Origin of the sequence: Caballeronia mineralivorans PML1(12), assembly GCF_001028175.1 — a bacterium.
In the GTDB taxonomy this organism is placed as follows: domain Bacteria; phylum Pseudomonadota; class Gammaproteobacteria; order Burkholderiales; family Burkholderiaceae; genus Caballeronia; species Caballeronia mineralivorans.
Map to the genome: position 1 here is coordinate 1 of NZ_AEJF01000231.1, position 21,142 is coordinate 21,142.

Sequence of the window (21,142 nt, forward strand, 5' to 3'; positions counted from 1 at the left end):
ATGCGTTCCAGATACGCGCTGGTCAGCGCTTCCGAGGTCATTGCCCCGCTGTCGAAAGCGGCCTGGATCTGGGCCACGGTCAGTTCAAGGACGTCGATATTTGCGCTGGTCGGGTTCATGGCGTACGAATCGGGCGAAGTGGAAAGGACGGGGCCGGTCTTGATCACGACAGTTTCAAGCGATGCCCGCGAATTCGTCGAGCATCGCCGGATCGCGAACGACCTCCGGTGGAATCTCGCGGGTCACGGCCCCCTTCTGCAAGATGAGGATCCGGTCGGATAGTGAGGCGATAAAATTCAGGTTCTGTTCGACAAGCAGCACCGTTAGGCTGCGTTTATGCGCCACCCCTTTGAGGGTGTCCGCGATTTCATCGATGATTGACGGTTGAATGCCTTCCGTCGGCTCGTCGAGCAGGACGATGCGCGGGCCACCGCACAGGCAGCGCGCGAGCGCGAGCAACTGCTGTTCGCCGCCCGACAAGGCGCCGCCCGGCCGGTCCAGATACGCTTTCAGGCGTGGGAATAAGTCGAGTATTTCTGCAATGGTCTCGGCCTCGCTGCGAGTCGAAAGAAGACATCCGACGCGCAGGTTTTCCATCACGCTCAACGCCGGGAAAATCTCGCGGCCCTGCGGCACATAACCGATACCCGCCTTCGCTCGCGCTGTCGGCGAGAAACCGGTGATGTCCTGGCCATCGAAGCGAACATGGCCGGACGTAGTGGGCAGATGGCCCGTCAAGGTCCGCAACAAGGTCGTCTTGCCCATCCCGTTGTGACCGAGGATGCCCACGTGCTCCCCCGCTTGCACGGAAAAACTGACCTGGTTGAGAATAGGTATGCGGCCATAACCGGAGCACAGATGGCTGACTTCAAATAGCGTTCCGTTCGTATTGTTGCCGGTCATGCCGCCCTCCTGCCCAGATAGACGTCCTTGACCCGCTGGTCGGAGAGGACCGTTTCAACGGAACCTTCCACGAGCACCTCGCCCTGCGAAAAAACCGTCACGGTGCGGGCAATCATCCGGATAAATTGCATGTCGTGCTCAACCACCACGAGCGCCTGGGTCTTGTTGATTTCGCGAATCAGCTCGGCGGTGCGCAGCACTTCCTCGTGGTTCATGCCGGCGGCGGGTTCATCGAGGAGGATTAGTTCGGGTTCCTGTGCAAGCACCGTGGCGATCTCCACCCATTGCCGCTGACCATGCGCCAACTGACCGACAATGCGGTCGGCGATCGTATCGAGTTGCAGGCGCGTCAGCGTCTCGTCGACAATCCGCTGGGCACGCGCCAGCGACTTGCGCCGTCCCGCCCCGATAAAGACATTCTCGCGCACGCTCAGGCCGTTGAAAACGTTCGGAACCTGGGTCTTGATGCCCACGCCGAGACGCGCGATCTGATGCGGATTGCTGCCGGTGATATCGGTGTTGCGAAAATGAATGCTGCCTTCGCTTGGCCGCAACTGGCCCGTGAGCATCTTGAAGAAGGTGCTTTTGCCCGCGCCGTTGGGACCGATCAGGCAGCGCAATTCGACTTCTCCCAGGCTGAAGTCGACCGAGCGTACGGCGGTCACGCCGCCGAAGCGCATGGTGACGTTGCGTGCCTGGAGCAGCGGCGGTGTGCTGTTCATGAGCGGGACTCCTGCTCGCTGGCATTCGGTGTTTTCGCGGTTTTGGCACGCGGAGTGCGGCCGCTCGAACTCAGGCGAACGATCCAGGATCGCGCCACCGGCACCACGCCCTGCGGCACAAGCAGCACGAACGCCACCAGCACAATGCCGAGGCCGAGACTTGGATCGACGGTGTGCTGCGTGCCAGCCACGTTGATCAGATACTGAATGGCGACGGCGCCCAGAATCGGGCCGATCAACGTGCCCAGGCCACCGATCAGGACCGAGATGATCACCTGGGCCGACATGGTCAGCGCGAACACGGTCGGGCTGATGAAACCGCCCCAGGTCGCGAACACAGCCCCTGCCGCACCGGCAATGCCCGCGCCGATCACAAATGACAGCAGCTTGTAGAGCCGCGGGTCGTAGCCGATCAACATGGCGCGCGTCTCGTTCTCGCGGATGGCAACAACCACCCGGCCGAAGCGCGACGCGAGTATCCACTTGAGAAACCCATACGCGACAATCAGCGTGCTCATGGCCACGTACCACACGCCAATCTGGTCCAGCGGCTCGTCCGGTTTTCCGGGGGGCGCGAACGGCGGGATCGCGGGAATTCCGTTGAAGCCGCCCAGCACCGCGTCGCCGATGTGATACTGGCTGCCTGACGTCGAGTTCATTAGTTCGAACAGGATCACCGAGACCGTCAGCGTGATGACACCGACATAAGCGTCGCTGATGCGCCCGTAGAACATGAAGTAACCGAGCAGCGCGGCGAACAGCATGGGCACGACGATGGCCAGCAGCGCAGCCATCTGCGTATTGCCGAGATTGATGGCGGCGATTGCATAGGTGTACGCGCCGATCCCGAGGAACGCAGCCTGCCCGAAGGACATGATGCCCGCATATCCCCAGACGAACCCCTGGCTCAGGCCAAAGATGGCGACCGCCGCGAATAGCGTGGCCTGCATCACGCCGAACTCGCTCAGCACCTTCGGCACCGCGAACATGACGATGATGCTCAGGATGACAACGGTTTGCGCCCCGCCACTTGATCGAAGCAATTTCATGAGCTGCGCCTCAGGAAACGGCCGGTAATGCCCTGCGGCAAGATACGGATCAACACGATCGCGGACGCTAGCAGCGCAATGTCTCCGATAACCGGCGTGGACAGGAACGACACGATCTCGTTGATGAAACCAAACAAGCCCGCAGCCAGCCCGGTACCCGCGATAATCGCCGGACCGCCGCCCAGCACCGTAATAAAGGCCTTCGCGATATAAGCGCCGCCCATGCCGGGCGACACGCCCGAGATGGGCGCGAGAACACCGCCGGCGAGACCGGCCAGCGCCGCGCCAAGAGCAAACGTCGCCATGTAGACAGCGGCGGGGCGCACGCCCAGCGACGCGGACATGGCGGGGTTCTGCATGGTCGCGCGCAGGACGAGCCCGAAGCGGGTCTTGCGCAGCAACAACAGCAGCGAGCTCAGCACCACCACGCCCACGCCGATGATCACGAGGCTATAGGCGCTCACGTGGTATTGCCCGATCGCGAAACTGCCGACCGGCATCTGCACCGACTTGACCACGTTGCCGAAGATGGACGTAATCAGGCCGATCAGCCCGAGGCTGATGCCCCAGGTGGCGAGCATGGTGTCCATCATCCGGCCGTACAGGAAGCGGATGATGGTGCGCTCGAGCACGAGTCCGATCAGGCCGACCACAAGCGGCGGCAGGATCAGCATCGACACCCAGATGTTGACGCCCGCCGTGCTGGCCGTCACCGCCGTATAAGCGCCGAGCATCATGAATTCGCCGTGGGCGAGATTGATGATCCGCATCATGCCGTAGATCACGCCCAACCCTATGGTGATCAGGGCGAGCGTGGCAATCCCGGTCAGGACATTGAAGGCCAGGAGGCCGGTCAGGTCCATAGTGACTCCGCTTAGACTTGAGGCATGAACTGCTTATTGGTGCGTGGCGACTTGATGAGATCGCAGGCGCCGCCCGTGTCCGACGGGAACTGGTTCGGGAAGGTCTGGAGAATCTCCCATACACGGTCCTTGGGGCGCGCCAGATAGGCGTTGCGGATGGTGTGGTGCGTCGCCGGGTCCATCTTCACGGTGCCTGAAGGCCCCTCGATGGAGATACCCGTCTCAAGCGCCGTCACGACCTTGGCCTGCTCGACCGAGCCGGCTTTCTTCACCGCTTCGGCCCACAACATGATCCCTTCATAGGTGGCCGTATCGAGTTCGCCCAGGTCTGTCAGGCTGGGCCCGTACTTGGCCTGCATGCCCTTGACGAAGGCATTTGCATTGAGGGTGCCAAGGTTGTTGTAGAAGCCGAAGCACGTGATGATGCCGTCGGTAGTGGCGGCGTCCATGGTGGTCAATTCGTCGCCGAGGCCGAACACGGTCGCGCCCACGGGAATCTTCGACTTCATGCCCGCTGCCGCCCATTGCCGGTAGAAACCGACGTGATTTGCCCCCACCAGTGCGGACAGCACCATGTCGGGCTTGGCTTCCTGGATGCGGCTGATGGTGGACGAGAAATTGGTGACGTCGAGCGGGAAGAAATCGGTGCTGACGACCGAGCCGCCGCCGTCCTTGACGAACTTGGTCATCCAGCTCGCGGTGATGTGGCCGTAGTTATAGTCCGCGGCAATGATGTAGACCTTCTTGCCCCAGTTCTTGAGCGCGTATTCAACAATATGATCGACGGTCTGCGCGGGCGTGGTGCCGGTGCAAAAGACATTGCGGTCGCACACGCCGCCCTCGTATTGCGTGTTGTAGAAAAACAGGGTCTTGCTGCGATCGAAGATGGGCCGGATTGCTTCGCGCGAAGCCGATGTAATACCGCCCTGTATGACATCGACCTTGTCCTGGAAGACCAGTTGCTGCGCGTACTGCGTATAGAGCTGGATGCTGCTCTGGGTGTCGTAGGCGATCAGCTTGACCGGGCGTCCGAGCAAACCACCGTGGTCGTTGATCTGGCCGACCGCGAATTCGGTGGCCTGGATCATGCGGCGGCCCTCGATACCGAGCGCGCCCGTGCCATCGAGCAGGCTGCCCAGCTTGATCGGCTCCGCAGCCGATGCGCTCCGGGTGACGTAGGGCCCCACCAGTGCCCCCACCGCCGCCGCTGCCCCGAACTTCAACGCTTTACGACGTGATCCAGATTCCATTGTCATCGATTCGCTCCGCATGCGAGTGTGTGATTTGACCGATTGCAGTGTAAGTTCTCAAAAAAGAAGCAATGCAAATGTCAAAAATCCACACAACGGGCAAAACAGTCATTCTCAATGTGAAGAATCGGGCAGTAAGCGGTCCTTTAGCAAGATGAAAGGAGGCAGCGCTTCAGGCGGCGCGGCGCGTACGGATCTCGGCTCCCTGCTCGGCCAGATCCCAGAAAAGGCCGGCCATGATCTGCAACGCCTGCCGTGCGACGCTGCCCAGCAGATGCTCGTCCGGGGCATGTTGCGAGCAGGCCGGATAAGAGTGCGGCACCCACAACGTGGGTAAGCCGAGCGTCTGCGCGAACACATCGTTCGGCAGCGAACCGCCCAGGTTCGGCAACAGCGCAGGCGACTCGCCAACCGTCGCTTCGATGGATGCCATGCCCCAGCGCACCCATGGATCATCGGGATCGAGCCGGGTCGCGTGCATCCGCGTGCCGTTCTCGGTGACATCGATATCGCTATAGCCAAGCGCGTCGAGATGCTCGCGCACATGCCGCAGGAAATTCTCGCTGTCGCTGCCGACCACATATCGCAACTGGCAAGCCGCAAATGCATAACCGGGGATTGCATTGATTGGCGCGTCCGGATTGCCGGTCTTGAACGCCAGCACTTCGAGTGCATTCCACCCGAACAGGCGCTCGACCGGCGTGAGACCCGGCTCGCCCCATTGTGGATCGACTTCAGGATCGTTCGGGCCGCCACCGACTTCGATCGATGTCAGGGCATCGCGCACGCTCGCCGGCAAAGACTCGGGCAACAGGCCCTTTACGAGAATCCGGCCGCGCTCATCGACCATTGACGCTATCGCGTTAGCGAGGCGAATGCCGGGACTGCGCAACAAGCCGCCCCAGTTGCCCGAATGATGAGCGCCGTCGCGCAACTGGAGTTTCATCGTGAAGTTAAGGTTGCCGCGTGAACCGAGGAACAGCGTAGGACGCGAAGCCGAAACGCGTGGTCCGTCGGAGGCGATGAACACATCGGCTTTCAACGCGTCGCGATGCTGCGCGCAGACGGCGGCCAGCCCCGGCGAGCCGGTCTCCTCGCCCATCTCGAGGATGACCTTGACGTTGAAGCCGAGCGTGCCGCCACGCGCTTCCAGAACCTGCGCGAGCGCGGCGATGTTGATGGTGTGCTGGCCCTTGTTGTCGGCCGTGCCGCGGCCATACCAGCGGTCGCCTTCGACCACGATCTTCCACGGCTCGCAGCCGGTGCGCCATTGTTCCGCGTAGCCCAGCACGACATCGCCGTGACCATAGGTCAGCACGGTCGGCGCAGCCGGATCTTCAATCCGCTCGGCGATCAGGAACGGGCTTTTGCCCGGCAACGGGTTATCGACGATCTGCCATGTAAAACCGAGCGCTTCGAGCTCCGGCACGATCTGCTCGGTCAGGTAGGCGTACAGCGCCGGCAGGCTCGTGGCCGACTGGCTCTCCGTGCGTTGCGCCACGCGCTGGTCCAGCACGCGCATGAATTGACCATCGTCGAAATAGGAAGTGGCCAGGTCGATGGCTCGGGTGCGACTCATCGGGTCGTGTCTCCGGTTGGGGTCAAGAAGAGGTTCAGGAAATAATCAAAGCGGCGCCGGCTCGGGCAGGCCGAGACCGGGTTCGGGCGTCAGCACCGAGGACAGCAGCATCTGCGTGTACGGATGCTCGGGATTCGAAAAAATCGCCTCGCGGCTTTTCTGCTCGACAATGCTGCCGCGATACATCACCGCGACGCGATCGGCCAGATGCTCGACCACGCCAAGGTCATGGCTGATGAACAAATAACTGAGACCGAACTCAGCCTTCAGATCGAGCAGCAGGTTGAGAATCTGCGCTTGCACGGAGACATCGAGCGCCGAGGTCGGTTCATCGCAGACCAGGATGCCCGGCCGCAGGATCAGCGCCCGCGCAGTCGCCACCCGCTGGCGCTGCCCGCCCGACAATTGATTCGGATACTGCTGGTGAGTGCGTTCGGGCATGCCGACGAGATCGAGCATCCGTTTGACTTCGGCGTTGCGTTCGGCCTGGCTTCCGCGCTTGTGCAGCATCAGCGGCAAGCCGACGATTTGCGCCACCGTCTTGCGTGGATTCAGCGATGAATAGGGATCCTGAAAGATTGGCTGAATACGCTGCGCCATCTGCAGCGACGCACGCGGATCGATCTGCTTGCCGTCGATCAGCACACTGCCCGCGCTCGGCGCGAGCAAGCCTAGCAACATCTTGGCGAGCGTGCTTTTACCGCAGCCGGACTCTCCCACGAGCCCGAGCGTCTCGCCGCGGTAAAGCCGCAACGAGACTTCGTTGACGGCCTGGAACGGGCGACCGGCCCGAAACAATCCGCCGCCAATCGAAAACGTCCGGCTGAGCGCGCAGAGTTCCAGCGCGATGTCCTGGCCGGCCATGGCAGGCGACGAGGAAGACATGACGGGTTTCATCGGACGGGCTCCTCGAGCAGTGTTTCGGCCAGCACGCAGCGCGCACTGTGTCCGCCCTCCACGTCGACGAACGGCGGTGTCTGCGCGCATGCGTCGTGGGCGAATTCGCATCGGTTGCGAAATGCGCAGCCGGAGATATCGCCGATCAGCGAGGGCACCACACCGGGAATCGCCGCCAGATGCGTGCCGGGCTGAGTACGTCCGCGCACCGGAATGCTGTTCAGCAAACCGCGCGTGTAAGGATGGCTCGGCCTTCGGAACAACACGCCGACAGGCGCTGTTTCAACGACGTGCCCCGCATACATCACCGCGACCCGGTCCGCGATGCGCGCGACCACGCCCAGGTCATGCGTGATGAACAGCACGGCGGTCCCGAACTCGCGCTGCAGATCGCGCAACATGTGAAGGATCTGCGCCTGGATGGTCACGTCGAGCGCAGTCGTCGGTTCATCGGCGATGATCAGGTCCGGCTCGCACATCAGCGCCATTGCAATCATCACGCGTTGCCGCAAACCGCCGGACAACTGATGCGGATACTGTCCCAGCCGCTCGGCCGCATTCGCGATCCCCGCCCGCTCCAGCAAATACACAGCGCGCTCGCGAGCCTGCGCCGCCGATACCTTGCGATGCTGGCGCAGCGCTTCGCACAACTGGTTACCGAGCGTGTACGACGGGTTCAGCGACGTCATCGGCTCCTGGAAAATCATCGCCATGCGGTTGCCGCGCAGCTTCGCCATGCCGCGGTCGTCGAGCGCCTGAAGGTCCACGCCATCGAACCTGAGGCGCGTGGCCTGCCGTTTCGCACGGCGCGGCAGCAGGCCCATCAGCGCCAGCGACGTCATCGATTTGCCGCAGCCGGATTCTCCCACCAGACAAAGCATTTCGCCGCGCTCGACGTGAAAGTCGATGCCGCGCACGGCGCGCAACGGACCGTTTTGCGTCGGCAGTTCAACCTGGAGATTTTCGACTTCGAGTAACAGGCTCATGGTTCGATTCCTAGTTCCGGCCATCGGGTGCATTGAGATCGCGCAGACCGTCGCCGACCAGGTTGATCGCGAGGACCAGCACCGCGAGCGCGACGCCCGGAATCACGATGACCCACGGCTGGAAGAACATGTACGCCTTGCCTTCGGAAATCATCAGCCCCCAGGACGGCATGGGCGGCGGCACGCCGAGCCCGAGAAACGACAGCGTGGCTTCGAGCAGGATCGCGTGAGCCATCTCGAGCGTCAGCACGACAATCAGTGCACTCGCGATATTCGGCAGCAGTTCGCGCAGCAGGATGTATGAGGTCGAGGCACCGACCGCTTTGGCCGCCGCAATAAATTCAGCGTCACGCAACTGCTGCGTGACCGAACGCGAGACCACAGCGAAGCGATCCCACAGCAGCAGACCAAGCAGCAGGATGACGGTCTTGAGCGAACCGCCGATCAGCGAGGACATTGCCAGCGCCACGAGCACGACCGGCATCGCGAGACGGGTGGTGATGATGTAGCTGATGAGCCCGTCGACCCGGCCGCCGAAGTAGCCCGCGAGCACGCCGAGGGTCGTGCCGATCAAACCGGAGATGGTCGCGGCCGCCACGCCGATCAGCAGCGACACCCGCGCGCCGTAGAGCAGCCGGCTGAGATAGTCGCGCCCGAGCTTGTCGGTGCCGAGAATGTATTGCCAACTGCCGCGGGCACTCCAGACCGGCGGCACCAGACGGCGCGACAGGTCCTGCCCGTAGGGATCGTGAGGCGCGAGCAACGGCGCGAAGACCGCCGCCAGCAGGATCAGGCCGAGCAGCACCGCGCCGAGCGTCAGCCCATGCTGGCCCAGTACGCGGCGCAACATGCGTCGCCACGGCGGCATGGCAGCCGCGTCGAGGCGCAGCGCGGGCAGAATGCGGGTATCCGAGGTCATGGTGCTCTCCTAGCGGGTACGCATACGCGGATCGAGCGCAGCGTTGGCGACATCGGCCACGAAGGTCAGCGCGATATAAAACATCGCGATGATCAGCACGACGGCCTGCACGACCGGGAAATCGTTGCGGGCGATGGCGTCCCACGCGAGCTGGCCGAGCCCTTGCAGCGAGAACACCGATTCGATCACGACCGACCCGCCCAGCATGAATCCGAGTTCGACCGCTGCCAGCGCGACGACCGGAATCAACGCGTTGCGCAACGCGTGCTTGAAGACCACGCGAGCGGGACTCAGGCCCTTGGCGCGCGCCGTGCGGATGTAATCGGCGCCGAGCACGTCGAGCATGCCGGCACGCGTGAGCCGCATCATCGCGGGGGTCGCGTAGTAACCGAGCGCGATAGCCGGCAGCACGAAGTTCTGCCAGCTCGAATTACCCGCAACCGGCAGCCACTTCAGTCCCACCGAGAACACGAGGATCAGCGTGAGGCCGAACCAGAAACTCGGCATGGCCTGCCCGATCACGGCGATCAGCAACGCGAGCCGGTCGATCCATGAGTCGCGATACAGCGCGGCCAGCACGCCGAGCGGAATCGCCACGAACACGGCGATGGCCAGCGCAATGCCACCGAGCTTGAGCGTGATCGGCAGACGTTCGGCGACCAGGTCCATGACCGAGGACTGGAAGAAGAACGAGCGCCCGAAGTCGAGGTGAGCCGCGTGCCACAACCAGTCGATGTATTGGGAGGTGATCGGCCGGTTCAGTCCGTATTGGATCCGCAGCGCGTCAACCTGGGCGGCGGATGCTTCCGGCCCTGCGATCGAGGTCGCGAGATCGCCGGAAAGATGCAGCAGCGCGAAACTGACGATCGACACGGTCAGCGCAACCGCGATCGCCAGCCCGAGACGGCGAAGAACGTAGGCGAGCATGAGAGCTTCCTGGTTGATGAAGGCGGCGCAGAGGCGGCGTGAAACGACGCCGCCGCTGCGACCGTTGCCGCGTGTTACTTCCAGCTGGCTTCATAGAAGCGCGGCAGTTCGTCCGGATACGCCTTGAAATTCAGATCGGACGTGAACGCGTAATTGGTCGAGTACGAAAACAGTGGCGCCCAGTAAGCCTGCTCGCTGATCCGCTTGAGCGCCGTCGCGTAGTCCGCCTTGCGCACGGCTCCATCGTTAGACGAATCGGCGGCGTCGAGTACCTTGATCACGTCCGGATCTTTGGCGCCGTCGTCGGGACCGCCCTTGAAGAACACGCTGACGAAGGCCGAGGCGTCATTGACCGAGAACGAACCCCACGCCTGGAATGTCATCGGCGTCTTGCCCGAGCGCTGAGCGGTGCGCAAGGCTGCGTATTGCAAATAATGCAGGCGCGCATTGATCCCGACCTTGCGCAGGTCGCCGATCATCGCCTCAGCATATTCACGCTCGCGATACGCATAGAGATCAGTCTCGAAGCCGTTCGGATAGCCCGCTGCCTTGAGCAGCTCACGCGCCTTCGCCGGGTTGTAGTCGTACTTGACGACAACCGCGTTATCGCAGCCGAACTGGGTCCGGAAACAGGGCGCGTAGACCGGCTGGCTGCCGCCGCGCACCAGATCTTTTGTCAGCGCCCCGCGATTGATCGCATAGTTGACGGCCTGGCGCACACGCACGTCCTTGAACGGCGAATTCGGGGTCGAGCTGCCGATGGCGTCCATCGACAGATAACCGACCCGCATCGTTTCGCCGCCGATCACGCTCAGGTTCGGCATCGCCTTGAGGGAGTCGGCCTGGTCGGCGGGGACACGCCAGATCCAGTCGACCGCGCCGGTCATCAGTTGCGCCGAGCGTGTTTCCGGATCGGGGATCACCAGGAACTTGATCGTGCCGATCTTCGGCGTGCCGAGCGGACTGTCCTTGAAGTAGCCGGTGTTCTTGACCATCGTCACGCCGACACCCGGCGTGACGATGGTGATCTTGTAGGGGCCGGTACCGACCGGCGCCTTGCTGAACCCTTCGAGCCCGACCTTTTTGAAGTACGCGGCCGGATAGATCGGCGTCGGGCCGGACAGATACTCCAGCGCGGCCGGAAACGGTGCTTTCAGCAGGATGCGCACCTGGTAGTCGCCGACCTTCTCGGCGCCCTTGATCCAGTCGACGTTCTGTCGCGTGACGACCTTCGAGTCGGGCGACACAACATAGTTGAACGTGAAGACAACGTCATCGGCGGTGAACTTGTCGCCGTTCTGGAACGTGACGTCGCGGCGCAGATCGACGAGCATCGAGGTCGGCGATTCCCACTTCCAGGCAGTCGCCAGTTCAGGTTTGTATTGCCCGGTCGACGGGTCGCGGTAGATCAGCGTGTCCCACACCATGTGCGCGACGATCACGCCTTCGCGCAAGTTGTTGTGATACGGCGAGATGTTTTCCGGTTCGCTGTCCGAGGCATAAATCAGCGTGTCGTTGGACTTTCCCGCGAAGGCCTGGCTGGAAAAAAACAGCGAAGCGGCAAGCAACGCCAGCTTGAATCGACCGGCAACATTCATCGTCTGACTCCTGTGGAAAGGGCTGCGCTTTAACGCTCGGCCCACTTTCGGCGGGTTTTCTGAGTCAAGACTAAACGCTGAATTTTGTCGCGACTATCATCGAAACAATAATCGCCCGTTGCCGAATCGGCATCGCAGATGCGCTCGAATGGACCAGAATGAAACATCACCATTTGCAGGAGACCGCGCTACGCTATTTTCTCGAGGTCGTGCGTACCGGTTCGATCAGCGAGGCTTCCACGCGCCTGAACGTCGCCAGTTCCGCGATCAGCCGCCAGATCGCGGGCCTCGAGCAAGCGCTCGGCACGCCACTGTTCGAACGGCGGCCGCGCGGGATGATCGCGAGCGCCGCCGGCGAAATGCTCGCAGCGTTTGCGTTCCGCACGGCGCTGGAAGCGGACCGCCTGGTGCAGGACATCGACGCGCTGCATGGCTTGCGACGCGGCCAGGTGCGGGTCGCTACATCGGAAGGGTTCGCCATCGAATTCCTGCCGCAGGCGATGGCCGACTTTCGCGGGAAGTATCCGGGCATCGTGTTCCAGATGCTCGTCAGTGCGCCGGCGGAAGTCACGCGGCGGGTGCGCGAAGGCGAGACGGACATAGGCGTGACCTTCAGCCGGACCACGCAAAGCGAAATCAAGGTCGAGTCCCGGCAGGCGGCGCCGATGATGGCCGTGATGCGCTGCGGCCATCCGCTCGCGCGCTTCGAGACCTTGTCGCTGTCGCAAATGAGCGAATATCCGCTCGCCCTGCCCGATACTGGCACGACCATCCGGCAACTCTTTGATATTGTCGTGGGGCAGCAGCGGCTGACGCTCGAACCGGCGGTCGTCAGCAACTATGTCGAGGCGCTGCATAATTTCGCGATCATGTCCGACACCATTTCGATCGCTGCCGAGGTCACGGTCCGGTACCGTGCGGCGCGGGGTGAACTGGTGATGATCCCGATCCGCGACCGGGGCATGGACGCGCGTCATATAGAAGTGCAGACGCTGGTCGGGCGCACGTTGCCGATGGTGGTACGACTGTTCCTGGAATTTTTGTGTGGGCGGCTGGGGTAACACCGGTTCCGCTTTACGCGACGTTAGTCAGATGAGCGGGAATTCCGTTTTGCTTAACGCCCGTACATGGCGGACTCACCGATGCAACACGTACCACTCCGTGCCGGTGCATTCGGGCAGCGGCACGGAGTTGTCCTTCATGCGGCTCGGGCGATCAAGCGATCACGCGACACGTCTGCCTTCCAGGAACGTGGCACGCGGAACCGGCAGGCGGTCCGCCATCGCAACGCGCACGAAGTCGGCCCTGAGCCCCGGAGCAATCGCGCCACGATCCGTGAGCCCCGCCGCCTTGGCCGGCGCCGACGAGATCGTGCGGATAGCCTGGGGCAGTGTCCAGCCGGCCTTATCGACGAGTTCGAACGTGGCGGTCAGCAGACTCGACGGCACGTAGTCCGACGACAGGATGTCGAGCAGCCCCGCTTTCGCCATGTCGAGTGCGGACACATTGCCCGAGTGCGAGCCACCCCGCACGACGTTCGGCGCACCCATGATCGTCGCAATGCCATGATCCTTGGCCGCCTGCGCGGCAGGCAGGGTCGTGGGAAATTCGGCGAGGACGATACCGTCATCCACGGCTTCCAGCACGTGCTCGATGGACGTGTCGTCGTGACTCGCGAGTGGCACACCCAGAGTTCTGCAACGCGAGACGATCTCGCTACGATGAACCCGCGCGTATCGGTGCTGGTCGTCAGTCAGTTCATTGAGCACCGTGCTCGCGTGTTCGTCGGTCCATTTGCCATGGCGCTCCTGATACCGGCGCCACTGGGCCGGGTCGTGCCATTGGCGCTGGCCAGGCGTATGGTCCATCACCGAGACCAGCCGCAGCAACGAGTGCGAGCAGAGTCCGTCGAAGACTTCGATGACGTCGGCCGCCGCGACTTCGCATCGCAGATGCAGGAAGTGGTCGACGCGCAGCAGCCCAAGCCCCGCCAGCCGCTCGATCGACCGAGCGCAGTTGGTCTGGATTTCCTTACCGCGCACGCCGACGCCTCCGCGCGAGCCGATCCCGAGTGCATCGAAGACGGTCGTGATGCCTGCAGTCGCCACCTGGGCGTCGTGCACAAGGATGGCTGAGTCGTGATTCCACAACACGCCCGGACGCGGCGCGATATGCTTTTCGATGTTGTCGGTATGCAGCTCGACCAGTCCGGGCAACAGGTAGTCGCCACCCCAGTCCTCGGCTTCGCTCACCGAGGTCGTGCCGGGCGCGACTTCCGCAATGCGGCCGTCGGCTATCCGTACCACGCCCGTGAACTCTTCATCGCGAGTAACGATGCGCGCGTTTTTGATCAGCATGTCTGCAAGGTTTCCGTAGTCGTTGCCGCCTGCCCGGCGGGAGCGTTGAGTTGGATGAGGCGCGTGGCGACACGTTCACGCGTGTCTTCATCATGAAAGATACCGACGATCGCGGCGCCCCGCTCGCGTGCTTCCACAATGAGATCGGCCACCACCTGCCGGTTTTCGGCATCGAGGGAAGCCGTGGGTTCATCGAGCAGCAGCAGCGGCTGTTCGGCGATCAGCCCGCGCGCGATATTGATACGTTGTTGTTCGCCGCCGGAGAACGTGGCGGGTGCCAGCGTCCATAGGCGCCGCGCCACGTTGAGGCGTTCGAGCAGCGCACCCGCCCGTGTCCGCGCTTCTTCCTCGTCCATGCCGCGCGAGACCAGCGGCTCGCTGACCAGATCAAGCGACGACACGCGCGGGATAGCGCGCAGAAACTGGCTCACGTAGCCCATGGTGGTGCGGCGCAAGCGGATCACGTCATGCGGCAGCGCATCCGAAAGCGACAGATAGCGCGATGTGCGCCTGTCATCGCGGATAGCGACCGTGCCGCGCGTGAGCAGATAGTTGCCATACATACAACGCAGCAACGTGCTCTTGCCGACACCCGAAGGTCCCGACAACACAACACACTCGCCTCGTTCGACATCGAGTGAAACACCACTCAACGCAGCAATGCGCACGCCACCCTGCTGGTGCAGCGTAAAAGTTTTCTCGATGCCGCGCGCACGCAGCATCAACGTGCCACGTTCAGCAAACGCAAGCTCGTTGGAAAGATCGGCATTGGCATTCATTGTCATACCTCAAACTGGCAGCACGGACGCAACCAGCGTCTGTGTATAGGGATGTTGCGGGTCATCGAGCACCTGGTCGGTCAGCCCGCTCTCCACCACCCGCCCGTCCTTCATCACCATCAGACGATGCGCCAACAAACGCGCGACACCAATATCATGCGTGACAATAAGGGCAGCCAGATGAAGCTTGGCCGTCAGCGTGCGCAGCAGGTCCAGCAAGCGCGCCTGCACCGATACATCCAGCCCCGCCGTCGGCTCGTCCATGAACACGAGCCGCGGTTTCGTCACCAGGTTGCGCGCAATCTGAAGCCGCTGCTGCATGCCGCCTGAAAACGCGGAAGGCAGCTCGTCGATACGCGCGGCATCGAGTTCGACCTGGTTCATCCAGTCGGCGGCTGTTTCGCGAAGCCGCCCGTAATGGCGCGCACCGTTCGCCATCAACGGCTCGCCGATGTTCGCCCCGGCCGACACGCCGTGACGCAAACCATCGCGCGCATTCTGATGCACGAAACCCCAGTCGGTACGTGCCAGCATCCTGCGGCGCGGCATGGGCAACTCGAACAGATCGAGTAGCTCATGCTCCGCGGTGCGATAGTGCAACGCGCCATCGTTCACAGGCGTACGCAATGCGAGCGCATTGAGCAACGTGGATTTCCCCGAGCCGGATTCGCCGACGATGCAAAGCACCTCGCCCGGATAGATATCGATATCCACATCGACGCAGCCGCCACGTCCGTCGTAGCGCTTCGTGAGTCCGCGGCCGGTGAGCAAAGGGACTGCGGGTGCCGACGGATTCATACGCCCTCCTGAGCAGCGCGACGCTCCTGACAGTAGTCGCTGTCAGAGCACACGAACATGCGTGCGCCCGCGTCGTCCACAATCATCTCGTCGAGGAAACTCTTGTGAGAGCCGCATAACGCGCATTCGTGATCCCAGTGCTGGATGCTGAACGGATGATCCTCGAAATCGAGGCTCTTCACCTTCGTGTAAGGCGGAATCGCGTAGATGCGGCGTTCGCGGCCCGCCCCGAAAAGTTGCAGCGCGGGGTTCATGTGCATCTTCGGGTTATCGAACTTGGGGATCGGCGACGGCGACGTGAGGTAACGGTCGTTGACGAGCACCGGGTAATCGTAGGTCGTCGCAATGCTGCCGTGCTGGACGATGTCCTCGTAATACTTTACGTTGATCAGCCCATAATCGGCCAGCGCATGAAGCTTGCGGCACTCGGTCACGCGTGGTTCCAGCCGGAACAACGGCTCGGGCATGGGCACCTGGTACACGATGATCTGCGCTTCGGTCAGCGGCGTTTCCGGAATCCGGTGACGGGTCTGGACAATGGACGCTTCAGCCGTGCGTGTCGTCGTCGCGATGCCGGCCGTGCGCGCAAAAAAGCGGCGGATATTCACGGCGTTGGTGGTTTCATCGGAACCCTGGTCGATCACCTTCAGCGTGTCGCTGCGCCCGATGATCGCGGACGTGACCTGCAATCCACCCGTTCCCCAGCCATACGGCAAGGGCATTTCACGCGACGCAAACGGGACTTGATACCCCGGCACCGCGACGGCTTTCAGAAGCGCGCGACGGATCATGCGCTTGGTTTGTTCGTCGAGGTAGGCGAAGTTATACCCCTCGGCCGTAGCACTTTCTTCGATACGCGCATTCATGCGGCGTTCTCCTCACTGGGCTCTTGCTGCACGTGCGGCACCTGCTGCTCGTGCAGCGCTTCTTTCTCCATGCCTGCACGCAGGCGCCGCAGCAACTCGAGTTCGGACTGGAAGTCGACGTAGTGCGGCAGTTTCAGATGCTGCACAAAGCCAGATGCTTCCACGTTGTCGCTGTGATAAAGCACGAACTCAGGGTCTTGTGTAGGCGCCGCAACCGTCTCGCCGAGTTCTTGCGCGCGCAGTGCGCGGTCGACCAGCGCCATTGCCATGGCCTTGCGTTCCGAGTGGCCGAATGCGAGGCCATAACCCTGCGTGAAGGTGGGCGGCACCTTGCTGCTGCCGGCAAACTGATTGATCATCTGGCACTCGGTGATTTCTATATCGCCGATCTCCACCGCGAATCCCAACTCCTCGATCTCCAGTTCCACGGCAACTTCACCGTGGCGAATCTCGCCGGCGAACGGATGGCTGTTGGCATAACCGCGTTGCGTGGCGTAACCGACGGCAAGCAGGAAACCCTCATCGGCGCGGGCGAGATTCTGGAGACGGACCGGGCGCTCGACGGGAAACATCAAGGGCTCACGCGAGAGATCGCCGGGTTCGGGCGCGTCGTCGTGCATCTTTTCCTGCTCGATCAAACCCTCCTTGTCGAGCAGCGCGAGCACGCGTGGCATCGCTTCTTGCTTCGCTTCCTGCTTCGATGCAGACGCGCTCTTGGTATCAGTGTTGCAGGCACGCGACCCACCTTCGGCGAGCAGGCTGAAGTCGAGCAGACGTTGCGTGTAATCGTAGGTGCCCCCGAGCATCTGTCCGCCCGGGATGTCCTTGAACGCGGCCGAAATGCGCCGCTCCACCTGCATGGCTTGCGTGTCGAGCGGCATCGTGTAACCGAAGCGAGGCAGCGTCGTGCGATACGCCCGCAGCAGGAAAATAGCTTCCACAAGATCGCCCGCTGCCTGCTTGATCGCCAGCGCAGCAAGCTCTTCGTCGTAGACCGAACCTTCGGTCATGACGCGTGCGACGGCAAGCCGAAGTTGCTCGCGAATCTGGTCGACGCTGAGTTCCGCGAACGCTTCATCGCCCCGCCGGTTGACCGCGAGCAAGTCCCATGAACGTTCTATGGCGCGTTCTCCGCCTTTGACTGCGACGTACATCAGGCCACCTCCACGCGAGTCGTGCGCGGCAAGCCGATAACCGATCCGCCATGCACGAAATAACAGTCGATACCGCAAGGAAACTCGCTCGCCAGCAGTGCGCGCTCGTGCCAGAACGAAGCCGGCACGCTTGCGATACGCACGGTCTGCTTGTCGCGGATACCGGGTCCACGCCAGGTCATCGGCGTGCCATGCTCAAGCGAATCCACGCGGATAAACAGCATCGCGCCGCTCTCCGGCGTCTCGGGGTCGCCAAGCGAGAAGGCATCGAGCGGCGGCATGGATCCCGCATCGTGCAGATAGGCGAACACTGCTTGCGCGAGATCGAGCGTCAGCGGTGCACCGGTGTGGAAGCGCAGCGCATCGCTCAACCCGCGATGTTCATGCTGCAACAGCACGGGCGTCGAGTAGTCGGCGAGCGCGAGCAGCGCGGCGAATGCGGCCATCGGAACGTGCGTGCCGCCATCCTGCTCAAAGCCGGGCAGCACGGCATCGATCGATACGATCTTGCCGGGTCGGGAAAGCGCATCCAGCAATGCACGAAACACCCCCTGGGAATCATGGACGGTGTCGCTGAAACCCGGCGTAAGCGTAGCGAGATCGATACCGGCCGCGTTCGAACCGTGCAGGGTTGTTGAAAGCTTGTCAGGTAACATCAGTCGCCCCTCACCATCGTAAAGAATTCCACCTTCGTGGCCGCAGCCCGAGCCTGTTTCTGCGCCCGGCTTTCTGTGATCCGCGCAGCGAGCGGCGCCAGCAAGTGCTCGTGCATCCGGGCTTCGAAGGCTGGCGTCTGCAGGAGCGCATCGGCGAGCGCGGCAAGTGTCGCGCGCTCCTTGTCCCGACCCATGTGAACAGCGACACCGACAGCGGCCCGCCCCTCGCGCACCCGCAACCGAAGCGTCGCGCGGGTCACGGTCACTTCGCCGAGATTGAAGGCGTCCCCAGTGCCGCCAACGCGCCCACGCACCATGGCAAGACCGATATCGGGCGCGCGCAGCCAGTCGAACTCAGGCGGCGCAACGCCGTCCAGTGCCGTATCGAGGGCCTCTTTCATCCTGGCGCGCGGCGTGCGCGCCAGGATCGCCAGCCACTCCTGCCGCGTCGCGAGACCCGACGGCGCAGACGTCTGCGCAAATGTACTCATGGTCCTACCTCTTCCATAAAAGGGCGCTAAGGGAACGATAAGGGCACGACGCAGGGCACGATAAAAGCGCCGCGTCCGTGATTTCGTCGTGCCGTCCAGCCTGAACGCTACTAGAATAGTCATCCGGTCGTCTAGACGTTTGTGCAACCGGACAAAAAAAACTTCATAGCGCCCTGCTTTCACATTTCCGCCATCGGCCACGCACTACAATGCCGAAGACGATATTCAAACCGACAGGAATGACAGCGACATGACATCTAACGAAACTGGTACGCCGGGCCTGGCCGTGGAGCGCGGCGCGGGCGTCGCGGTATGGCGTCAGATCGAACAGATTCTTTCGGCGGAGATTACGGCGAACAGCTTCGGCGACGACGGCCGCCTGCCCAGCGAAGCCGAACTCGCCCGGCGTTTCGACGTCAACCGGCACACCGTGCGCCGTGCCATGTTGCGGCTGGCCGCCACGGGACTCGTGAGCGTCGAACAGGGCCGCGGCACGTTCGTACAACCCGGCGCGATCGACTATCAGATCGGGCGCCGCACGCGCTTCACCGAAAACCTGCGGCGCAACAACCAGTCATCGGTGGGGGTGGTCCTCTCCAGCGAAAAAGTGAAGGCTGATCCGGTCACCGCGAAAGCACTCTCGATCCGCGCTGGGACGCTCGTGTATCAGATCGAGACTCGTCATGATTCCGAGGACGTGCCGCTCACCTATGCGCGCAGCTGGTTTCCCGCCATGCGCTTTACCGCCCTGCCCGACGTGCTTGCCGGCGTGCAGGGCGTCAGCGCAGCGCTGGCTGAATTCGGTGTTACGGATTACACGCGTAAATGGAGCCGTATCGGCTGCGTCTTGCCGAGCTCGGAAGTCGCGCGGCGCCTGCAGATCAATCGTGCGCAACCGGTCATGTGGGTTGAAAGCGTGGATGTGGATGAAGCCGGCGTGCCCATCAAATATGGCATTACCCACTTCGCCGCCGACCGGGTGCAACTGCTGGTCGAGGACGGTGTATGAGCGGCGGAGCCAACGATGCCGTATTGAACGAATGGACGCCCGATGCGCGCATCGCGCTGTACTACGCACCGCCCGCGTCTTCCGCGTGGTGGCACGCGGGCTGCGAATGGCTGGGCCGTGATGCCGAGACCGGACGTTCGATCGAAGCGCCTGCAGAACCGGGTATTTCCGCGCTCGGGCAGACCATTGCGGCTCTGACGGGATCGCCTCGTCGTTATGGCTGGCATGGAACGCTTGTTGCGCCGTTTCGACCTGCCGAAGGAGTGACCCCGCAGCGGGTTTTGTCGGTTGCTCGCGAGTGGGCCAGTCACATCGAGTGCATCGATGTCCCCCTGTCAGCCGTCGAGATGGGCCGCTTCGTCGCGTTGCGAGCCAGCGCGGAAAACGACGACGAGACAATCCGCCGGATCGCCGCGAGCGCGCTGCACTCGCTTGCTTCGCTGCGCGCACGTCCCTTGGCGGAAGATACCGAGCGGCGCCTCGCTTCAGGCTTGAATAAGCGTCAACGCGCGCTGCTGCATGAATGGGGCTACCCGTATGTGCTCGATGAATTTCGTTTCCACATGACCCTCTCCGATTCGCTCGACACAGCGTCTGTTCGCACTGCCATCGTGTCGCTGTGGCAAGCCCGCGCTAAAGCGCTCGGACCGCTTCCCTTCCACGGCGCCGCGCTTTTTGTGCAGCCGCAGCCCGGTGCGCCATTCACGCTCTGGCAGCGCCTGCCCTTTGCAAATGCCTTCTCTGAGACACTCACCCTGTAATGAGCACGGAAACCGGTAAATTGATCTATGTGATGGGGCCGTCAGGCGCCGGCAAGGACTCGTTGCTGGGCTTCGTTCGCGAACGCATTGGCGCGCAGGTGATGTTCGCGCATCGCTACATCACACGACCCGTCTCCGATGGCGAAAATCACGTCGCCCTGACGCACGAGGAATTTGCCGCGCGCCTGGCCAGCGGCGTTTTCTCCATGCATTGGGAAAGCCTTGGGCTTCACTACGGCATCGGCATTGAGATAGACGCGTGGCTCACGCGCGGCTTGCCGGTCGTGGTGAACGGGTCGCGTCAACATGCGCCGGCTGCACTCGAACGTTACCCGTTCACGCAATTCGTCCACATTCATGCAAGCCCCACGGTCCTCGCGGCGCGGCTCGAGCGGCGCGGCCGTGAAGATTCGCGGCAGATGGAAGCACGTCTTGCGCGGCGACCGGCGCTGGCACTGCCCGAGCAGGCGAACGTGATCACCATCGATAACTCGGGCTTGCTGGCCGATGCCGGACAGCAGCTCCTGGCGGCGATCAATCATCCCACGCATTTAGCCTGAAGCAATACTATCGGCCGG

At 62.6% G+C, this 21,142-nt stretch carries 22 protein-coding genes; 4 read left to right on the top strand and 18 right to left on the bottom strand.

Annotation, left to right across the window (positions count from 1 at the left end):
* Positions 1 to 174: 174 nt before the first annotated feature.
* From EOS_RS38380 to EOS_RS38430, 11 genes are all read right to left on the bottom strand, one after another.
* Entirely contained in the window at positions 175 to 903 is a 729-nt protein-coding gene (locus EOS_RS38380) for an ABC transporter ATP-binding protein (protein ID WP_047897453.1), read from the bottom strand.
* Positions 900 to 1,625 carry an ATP-binding cassette domain-containing protein gene (locus EOS_RS38385; RefSeq protein WP_047897454.1) on the bottom strand — a complete coding sequence of 242 codons (726 nt, stop codon included), beginning with the start codon at positions 1,623 to 1,625 and terminating at the stop codon, positions 900 to 902. Before EOS_RS38385 ends, EOS_RS38380 begins: the two co-directional genes overlap by 4 nt.
* A complete protein-coding gene (locus tag EOS_RS38390) occupies positions 1,622 to 2,674 on the bottom strand; it encodes a branched-chain amino acid ABC transporter permease (protein ID WP_063779134.1) in 1,053 nt (350 codons plus the stop codon). The genes EOS_RS38385 and EOS_RS38390 overlap by 4 nt, the downstream gene beginning before the upstream one ends.
* The gene (locus tag EOS_RS38395) at positions 2,671 to 3,537 is read right to left on the bottom strand and encodes a branched-chain amino acid ABC transporter permease (protein ID WP_047897455.1); all 867 of its coding nucleotides are present in this window, start codon (positions 3,535 to 3,537) and stop codon (positions 2,671 to 2,673) included. The genes EOS_RS38390 and EOS_RS38395 overlap by 4 nt, the downstream gene beginning before the upstream one ends.
* Positions 3,538 to 3,548: 11 nt before the next feature.
* Entirely contained in the window at positions 3,549 to 4,793 is a 1,245-nt protein-coding gene (locus tag EOS_RS38400; RefSeq protein WP_047897500.1) for an urea ABC transporter substrate-binding protein, read from the bottom strand.
* A gap of 166 nt (positions 4,794 to 4,959) precedes the next feature.
* Complete coding sequence (locus tag EOS_RS38405) at positions 4,960 to 6,366, bottom strand: M20 family metallopeptidase (RefSeq protein WP_047897456.1); 1,407 nt, start codon at positions 6,364 to 6,366, stop codon at positions 4,960 to 4,962.
* A gap of 45 nt (positions 6,367 to 6,411) precedes the next feature.
* The gene (locus EOS_RS38410) at positions 6,412 to 7,263 is read right to left on the bottom strand and encodes an ATP-binding cassette domain-containing protein (protein ID WP_047897457.1); all 852 of its coding nucleotides are present in this window, start codon (positions 7,261 to 7,263) and stop codon (positions 6,412 to 6,414) included.
* Positions 7,260 to 8,249, bottom strand: a complete 990-nt coding sequence (locus EOS_RS38415) for an ABC transporter ATP-binding protein (protein WP_047897458.1) — start codon at positions 8,247 to 8,249, stop codon at positions 7,260 to 7,262. The genes EOS_RS38410 and EOS_RS38415 overlap by 4 nt, the downstream gene beginning before the upstream one ends.
* Positions 8,250 to 8,259: 10 nt before the next feature.
* Positions 8,260 to 9,168 (bottom strand): ABC transporter permease, encoded by a 909-nt coding sequence (locus EOS_RS38420; RefSeq protein ID WP_047897459.1) that lies wholly within the window; start codon positions 9,166 to 9,168, stop codon positions 8,260 to 8,262.
* 9 nt (positions 9,169 to 9,177) lie between these two features.
* Positions 9,178 to 10,095, bottom strand: a complete 918-nt coding sequence (locus tag EOS_RS38425) for an ABC transporter permease (protein WP_047897460.1) — start codon at positions 10,093 to 10,095, stop codon at positions 9,178 to 9,180.
* Between the two features lie 74 nt (positions 10,096 to 10,169).
* The gene (locus EOS_RS38430; RefSeq protein WP_047897461.1) at positions 10,170 to 11,693 is read right to left on the bottom strand and encodes an ABC transporter substrate-binding protein; all 1,524 of its coding nucleotides are present in this window, start codon (positions 11,691 to 11,693) and stop codon (positions 10,170 to 10,172) included.
* Positions 11,694 to 11,851: 158 nt separating this feature from the next.
* On the opposite strand from EOS_RS38430, the gene EOS_RS38435 reads away from it, so the two are divergent.
* Positions 11,852 to 12,754: a LysR family transcriptional regulator gene (locus tag EOS_RS38435; RefSeq protein ID WP_047897462.1), complete on the top strand. Its 903-nt coding sequence runs from the start codon at positions 11,852 to 11,854 to the stop codon at positions 12,752 to 12,754.
* Positions 12,755 to 12,916: 162 nt separating this feature from the next.
* Here the strand turns inward: EOS_RS38435 and EOS_RS38440 are convergent, their stop codons facing one another.
* Genes EOS_RS38440 through phnG form a run of 7 tightly spaced genes read right to left on the bottom strand, consistent with a single transcriptional unit; the run spans position 12,917 to position 18,794 of the window.
* Positions 12,917 to 14,050 carry an alpha-D-ribose 1-methylphosphonate 5-triphosphate diphosphatase gene (locus EOS_RS38440; protein ID WP_047897463.1) on the bottom strand — a complete coding sequence of 378 codons (1,134 nt, stop codon included), beginning with the start codon at positions 14,048 to 14,050 and terminating at the stop codon, positions 12,917 to 12,919.
* Positions 14,044 to 14,835, bottom strand: coding sequence for a phosphonate C-P lyase system protein PhnL (phnL, locus tag EOS_RS38445; RefSeq protein ID WP_047897464.1), 792 nt, complete (start codon positions 14,833 to 14,835; stop codon positions 14,044 to 14,046). Before phnL ends, EOS_RS38440 begins: the two co-directional genes overlap by 7 nt.
* 3 nt (positions 14,836 to 14,838) lie before the next feature.
* The gene (gene phnK, locus EOS_RS38450) at positions 14,839 to 15,627 is read right to left on the bottom strand and encodes a phosphonate C-P lyase system protein PhnK (protein WP_047897465.1); all 789 of its coding nucleotides are present in this window, start codon (positions 15,625 to 15,627) and stop codon (positions 14,839 to 14,841) included.
* Positions 15,624 to 16,493 (bottom strand): alpha-D-ribose 1-methylphosphonate 5-phosphate C-P-lyase PhnJ, encoded by an 870-nt coding sequence (locus EOS_RS38455; protein ID WP_047897466.1) that lies wholly within the window; start codon positions 16,491 to 16,493, stop codon positions 15,624 to 15,626. The genes phnK and EOS_RS38455 overlap by 4 nt, the downstream gene beginning before the upstream one ends.
* Positions 16,490 to 17,647: a carbon-phosphorus lyase complex subunit PhnI gene (locus EOS_RS38460; RefSeq protein WP_047897467.1), complete on the bottom strand. Its 1,158-nt coding sequence runs from the start codon at positions 17,645 to 17,647 to the stop codon at positions 16,490 to 16,492. Before EOS_RS38460 ends, EOS_RS38455 begins: the two co-directional genes overlap by 4 nt.
* On the bottom strand, positions 17,647 to 18,303 hold the full coding sequence (gene phnH / locus EOS_RS38465; RefSeq protein ID WP_047897468.1) for a phosphonate C-P lyase system protein PhnH: 657 nt from the start codon (positions 18,301 to 18,303) through the stop codon (positions 17,647 to 17,649). The genes EOS_RS38460 and phnH overlap by 1 nt, the downstream gene beginning before the upstream one ends.
* Complete coding sequence (gene phnG / locus EOS_RS38470; RefSeq protein WP_047897469.1) at positions 18,303 to 18,794, bottom strand: phosphonate C-P lyase system protein PhnG; 492 nt, start codon at positions 18,792 to 18,794, stop codon at positions 18,303 to 18,305. The genes phnH and phnG overlap by 1 nt, the downstream gene beginning before the upstream one ends.
* Before the next feature lie 250 nt (positions 18,795 to 19,044).
* Here phnG and phnF point away from each other — a divergent pair, with 250 nt between their 5' ends.
* Genes phnF through phnN form a run of 3 tightly spaced genes read left to right on the top strand, consistent with a single transcriptional unit; the run spans position 19,045 to position 21,124 of the window.
* Positions 19,045 to 19,803 carry a phosphonate metabolism transcriptional regulator PhnF gene (gene phnF / locus EOS_RS38475; RefSeq protein ID WP_047897470.1) on the top strand — a complete coding sequence of 253 codons (759 nt, stop codon included), beginning with the start codon at positions 19,045 to 19,047 and terminating at the stop codon, positions 19,801 to 19,803.
* Positions 19,800 to 20,564 (top strand): DUF1045 domain-containing protein, encoded by a 765-nt coding sequence (locus EOS_RS38480; RefSeq protein ID WP_047897471.1) that lies wholly within the window; start codon positions 19,800 to 19,802, stop codon positions 20,562 to 20,564. Before phnF ends, EOS_RS38480 begins: the two co-directional genes overlap by 4 nt.
* Positions 20,564 to 21,124 carry a phosphonate metabolism protein/1,5-bisphosphokinase (PRPP-forming) PhnN gene (gene phnN, locus EOS_RS38485; RefSeq protein ID WP_047897472.1) on the top strand — a complete coding sequence of 187 codons (561 nt, stop codon included), beginning with the start codon at positions 20,564 to 20,566 and terminating at the stop codon, positions 21,122 to 21,124. Before EOS_RS38480 ends, phnN begins: the two co-directional genes overlap by 1 nt.
* The last annotated feature ends 18 nt before the right edge of the window (positions 21,125 to 21,142 follow it).